The sequence below is a fragment of the Dietzia timorensis genome (assembly GCF_020742175.1).
Classification (GTDB): Bacteria; Actinomycetota; Actinomycetes; order Mycobacteriales; family Mycobacteriaceae; genus Dietzia; species Dietzia timorensis_A.
In genome coordinates this window covers 1-5,131 of record NZ_DYXM01000183.1, presented here as the reverse complement: position 1 = coordinate 5,131, position 5,131 = coordinate 1, and the positions used below count along the sequence as shown (strand labels likewise).

At 67.6% G+C, this 5,131-nt stretch carries 5 protein-coding genes and 1 pseudogene; 3 read left to right on the top strand and 3 right to left on the bottom strand.

Annotated features, from left to right (window positions below; genetic code table 11):
- Both K8V11_RS09570 and K8V11_RS09565 read right to left on the bottom strand, forming a co-directional pair.
- The coding region (locus tag K8V11_RS09570; RefSeq protein WP_303913269.1) for a Mur ligase family protein at positions 1-998 on the bottom strand (998 nt) is incomplete at its 3' end.
- Positions 999-1,090: 92 nt separating this feature from the next.
- The gene (locus K8V11_RS09565) at positions 1,091-2,365 is read right to left on the bottom strand and encodes a serine hydrolase (RefSeq protein WP_303913266.1); all 1,275 of its coding nucleotides are present in this window, start codon (positions 2,363-2,365) and stop codon (positions 1,091-1,093) included.
- 195 nt (positions 2,366-2,560) lie between these two features.
- Here K8V11_RS09565 and K8V11_RS09560 point away from each other — a divergent pair, with 195 nt between their 5' ends.
- Positions 2,561-3,919 (top strand): aspartate aminotransferase family protein, encoded by a 1,359-nt coding sequence (locus tag K8V11_RS09560; protein ID WP_303913263.1) that lies wholly within the window; start codon positions 2,561-2,563, stop codon positions 3,917-3,919.
- 35 nt (positions 3,920-3,954) lie between these two features.
- Here the strand turns inward: K8V11_RS09560 and K8V11_RS09555 are convergent, their stop codons facing one another.
- Positions 3,955-4,401: a hypothetical protein gene (locus K8V11_RS09555; protein WP_303913260.1), complete on the bottom strand. Its 447-nt coding sequence runs from the start codon at positions 4,399-4,401 to the stop codon at positions 3,955-3,957.
- A gap of 112 nt (positions 4,402-4,513) precedes the next feature.
- On the opposite strand from K8V11_RS09555, the gene K8V11_RS09550 reads away from it, so the two are divergent.
- Positions 4,514-4,960, top strand: a complete 447-nt coding sequence (locus K8V11_RS09550; RefSeq protein WP_303913258.1) for a phage holin family protein — start codon at positions 4,514-4,516, stop codon at positions 4,958-4,960.
- Positions 4,961-4,981: 21 nt separating this feature from the next.
- Positions 4,982-5,131: pseudogene (locus K8V11_RS09545) on the top strand (NUDIX hydrolase); the annotation flags it as partial.

Here is a 5,131-nt window from a genome sequence, read left to right as displayed (position 1 = left end):
TGCGCCTCCTGCTCGCCGAGGGTGACCGTGGAATAGCGGCCGGCGACGTCAGACACCTTCCCGACCGCCTCGACCGCGCGCTGCGGATCGGCACCCATCGCCACGGCACCCGCGACGGCCTGCGCCGCGTTGCCGCGGTTCGCGCGGCCGGGGAGCGCCAGCTCCATCGGCGCGGAGAACCCGTCCGCCCCGTGGATGTGGGTGTCGTCGACCCACCACGCGGGTGTCGGGCGCTCGAAGCGGGCGCCGCCGGGCATGGTGGCGGTCGCGTGCCAATGCATCTCGGTGGCGCCGGAGACGCCCGACTCGGTGGAGCGGACCACCGCGGAACCGGTACGCGGGCAACTCACCGAGTCGCCCGTCCATGCATTGCCCGCGGCGACCCACACGACGTTCGGGTGGTCGAAGGCGGCGGAGGTGACCATCACGTCGTCGCAGTTGGCGACGATCGTCGCCTGAGGATTCGCCTCGACCCCCGCTCGCAGGCGCCGCTCGATGCTGTTGATCTCGCCCACCCGGTCGAGCTGGTCGCGGGTGAGGTTGAGCATGACGATGACCTCGGGCCGCGTGTTCTCCGCGACCTGCGGGGTGTGCAGCTCGTCCACCTCGATCGCGGCCAGCGGCGCCTCACGATCGGCGGTAAGCGCGGAGACGATGCCCGCATCCATATTGTCGCCGTTCGCGTTCGAGGCGACCGGGCCGATCGTCCGCATCGCGGCCGCGAGCATCCGAGTCGTCGTCGACTTGCCGTTCGTGCCGGTGACGAGCGCGCTGCGCCGCCCCGCCGCCAGCTGAGCCATGAGATTCGGGTCGAGCTTGAGCGAGACGAGCCCGCCGATCATGCCGCCCGAGCCGCGCCCGCTCACCCGCGAGGCCCACGTGGCCAGCGAACCGGCGGCCGCGGCAACACGGCCGCGCGGCGTCAGCCCGGGGCGGGCCGCTTGCTGCGAACCGGATGCTCCGGAAGATGCTGTCGAATCGGGGGCCGAAGAATTCATGTGCGCGATTTTATGCCCTTCTTGCCGTATGACGCCGGAGGCGGCACCCTTCGGGCCCGCCTGGGCGCTCTTCCATCCTTGCCACCCGCGAATTACAGCCGCTTCGAGCCGCCGAGCGCGTCGAGGACGTCCTTCGCGGTCTCGGCGAGCAGCTCGTCCGGAGGATTCGCACCCGAGTAGAAACTTGACACCGCGGTGAGCACGTAGCGCCCTGACTTCGTTCCGACCACCGCCAGGTCGTGCGACTCGGTGTCCGTTTCGCCGGTCTTGTTGGCGAAGGTTCCGGCGGGTAGCTCTCCGGGGATCTTCGTCGAACGGAACTGCTGCGCCATCGCAGAAAGCACCGCGCGCGCCGTCTTCGGGGTGGCGAGGGCTTCAGGTGCCCGTTCGTTGAGGTTCTCGTCGGTCACCTCGCCGTCCGCAGCCTTGACGAGAGCGGACAGGTAGTCGGTGGCCGAGGATGCGGTGATGTGGTTCCAATCGCCGGACTCGGGCACGTTGAAGTAGGCGCCGACATGGAAATCCTCGTCGATGCCCACGCGCGCCGTGATCGCATCGACGTACTCGAAGGCGGTCATATCCGAGGCCGCGTCGGATGACTCGTCGCCGGTGGTCGGGGTGCCGGAGCTACCGGTGCCGGCCTCGGCATCCCCGAACGCGGGGCCGTCGGGGATGACGTCGATGAGCTCGTTCACCGCGTCGTTGTCCGAGTACGCGATGGACGCGGCCACGAGATCGCCGAGGGTCGTCGGTGCGTCGTCTTCCTGCGCGGTTTCGGCCGCCGACGTGACAGCGCCGTCGGCCTCTTCGCCCATGGACTCGTCGTAAGCCGCGCGCAGACCGGCGTTGCCGGCACTCCACGGCGTGTACTCGTCGATGACGACCTCGTCGAGGGTACCCTCGTACGCCTCGATCGCCGCGACCGCCACGGCGAGCTTCGGGATCGACGCGGCGAAGGTGGTCTCGTCGTCGCCGACGCACTCGTCGACCGGCTTTTTTGTGTCGAGCGAGCGTAGACACCAGGTGAGGGTGACGCCCTCGGCGGCGGCGTCGTCGACGGAACCGGAGAGCAGCTCGTCGATCTTCTTGAGCTCGGCGGACGAGGGGGCATCGAACTGCTCGGCATCGGTAGTCCACACGCGCGGGAACTTTGGATCGCGCGCGGACGCGTTGACCTGAGTCTCCTCGACGGAAACCTGGTTGGGGGCATCCTGCGCCGCTTCGGCGGCGGGGTCGGCGGTTTCGTCGGTAGCCGGGGCGCACGCGGCGGCCGAGCCGATCACGAACGCCGCCGTCATACTTGCTGCGACGATGCGGCGGGAGCGGCGCAAGGCACCCATGGCAGGCGCGTGGGCAGGACGCGACACGTCAGAATCCCCCTCGTTCGTGGAGTCGGCGAAGGAATAAAAATACCAAGACGGCGCCGCAAAGGCCGTATCGCACGACACGCGCCGACGGCTTTATTCCGCGAAGCGGAAATCGCGTCGCGCGCCCGGCGGCGAGCAGTGCCATTATTGGCAGAACAGAGAGTCCGTGCACCCTGCCCGAAGGAGAGTGGAAAAGTGCCCGCACCGCAGAATGCCGAAGCACGCGAAATCTACGAAAAGGAGCGCGCACACGTTCTCGCTCCGTGGTCCGCCTGGGGCAAGCATGACCCGATGGTCGTGACGAAGTCCGAGGGCGTCCACCTGTGGGACGGCGACGACAACAAGCTCCTCGATTTCACCTCGCAGCTGGTCAACACCAATATCGGGCACCAGCATCCGGTTGTGGTCAAGGCGATCCAGGACCAGGCCGCAGAGATGTGCACGATCAACCCGGCGCACGCGAACGCCGCCCGCGCGGAGGCCGCGCGCCTTATCTCGGGCGTCGCCCCCGAGGGGATGAACCGCGTGTTCTTCACCATGGCAGGCACCGAGGCCGTGGAGCACGCTATCCGAATGGCGCGCCGCCATACCGGCCGCGTAAAGACCCTTTCGGCATTCCGTTCGTACCACGGTGCGACGACGACGTCGATGAATCTCACGGGCGACACCCGCCGCTGGGCCAACGACTACGGCAACACCGGTGCCGTGCATTTCCACGCGCCGTTCCTCTACCGCTCGCAGTTCTACGCCGAGACCGAGGAGCAGGAGTGCGAGCGCGCGCTCAAGCACCTCGACGATCTCATCGCGCTCGAGGGGCCCGACCACTTCGCGGCGCTCATCATCGAGTCCATCCCGGGCACCGTCGGCATCATGGTTCCGCCGGCCGACTACCTGCGCGGCGTGCGCGAGATCTGCGATAAGTACGGCATCGTCATGATCTGCGACGAGGTGATGTCCGGATTCGGGCGCGCCGGCACGTGGCTCGCGCTGGACAACTTCCGCAACGGCCCGGACGACTGGACGCCCGATCTCATCACCTTCGCGAAGGGCTCGAACTCCGGGTATGTGCCGCTCGGCGGCGTCATCATCCACGACCGCATCGCCGAGTCGTTCAAGGACACCCCGTACACCGGCGGCCTCACCTACGCCGGGCACCCGCTCGCGTGTGGTTCGGCGGTGGCCACGATCAACCTCATGCGCGATGAGGGCATCGTCGAGCACGCGAAGAAGCTCGGTGAGGAGGTCATCGGACCGCGCCTGCGCGAGATCGCGGAGAAGCACCCGTCCGTCGGTGAGGTCCGCGGACTCGGCTGCTTCTGGGCAATCGAGCTGGTCAAGAACCAGGAGACCCGCGAGCCGCTCGCGCCTTACGGCGGATCGAGCGAGGCGATGGCGAAGACGATGGGCGCGGCCAAGGCCGAGGGCGTGCTGTTGTTCATGAACTACAACCGCTTCCACGTCGTGCCGCCGCTCGTCATCACCGAGGAGCAGGTGCGCGAGGGGCTCGACGTGCTCGACCGCGCTCTCGACGTCGCCGACGGCTACGTCGACTGACCCCGCCCGGTCATCGTGCCCGCGGGGCGAAGCGGTCAGTCGAGCCCTTCGCCTCGCGGGTACTTCTTTATCTGCAGTTCGAGTCCGCGCACTCCGGTCGCGCGGTCGAGCACGGTGAGGTTGTGCGCGGCCCGGGAGTCGCCGCGCATCGCGGCCTCTCCCCACCAGCGGCCGGCCGCTTCGAAGTCCTGCACGTTGAATGCGTAGACGCCTAGGTTGAACAACGCACCGGCGTCATGCTGGCGGGCCGCACGCGACCACCATTCCTCGGCGGCAATAAGTTCGAGGCGTTCGTCCGCGGCGAGGGCCAGGCGGTACATCGCGGCGATATCGCCATCCAGGGCTGCGCGTTCGTTCGCCGAGCGCCGCGCGCCGTCGGGGTCGTTATCGGGATGGAGCATCGTGGGGTCGTACTCGACCTCGTCTACTCCGGCGAGCTCCAGGTGCAGCCAGCGCCGCGCATCCTCGGTATCGTTGTCCACGATTGCCCCTCTTTCCATTCGCGACGTACCCCGATCATTGATTCTAATGCTCGTGGGCCGCCCGCGAGTGCAGCTGCACCGGAACATTGTGGGGAGAAAGGTAGCCGCCCGCATGGGACTGTTCTCGTTCATCGTCCGCATCGCCGCAAACGCGCTGGCCCTCTGGCTCGCCGCCTCCTTCGTCGACGGCTTCGGCCTCGGCCGCATGGACTTCAACTGGGTCGGCAACGTCAGCAGCGCAGCCGCAGCGCCTCCGCAGGACGCGCAGTTCTGGATCAGCCTCGCGGTGGTTGCCGTCGTGTTCACCCTGGTCAACATGCTTGTGCGGCCAGTGGTCAAACTGCTGTCGCTGCCGCTCATCATCCTCACGCTCGGGCTGTTCCTGCTCGTGGTCAACGCCCTCATGGTCATGCTCACCGGCTGGATCTCGACCCAACTCGATCTGGGGCTATATGTCAGCGGCTTCTGGCCGGCGCTGTGGGCGGGCGTCGTCATCGCCCTGGTCAACTGGGTCATCGGCCTGCTCATTCCCACCAGGAATGACGGCGGGCGCCGCTAACCCCGAGGACTTACATTGAGCATCCCATCGAACCCATCCGGCATCGATAAGACCATCTCCGTATCCGCGGTGATTCTCCGCGATCCCGCCGGCCGCTGGCTCACCGTGCGCAAGCGGGGAACGTCGTGCTTCATGCATCCAGGCGGGAAGCCCGAGCCTGGCGAGAGCGCC

What these genes read in the sequence shown, in the direction of transcription:
- K8V11_RS09550 (WP_303913258.1), top strand. Translation starts at nt 4,514, where the DNA reads ATGGGACTGTTCTCGTTCATCGTCCGCATCGCCGCAAACGCGCTGGCC.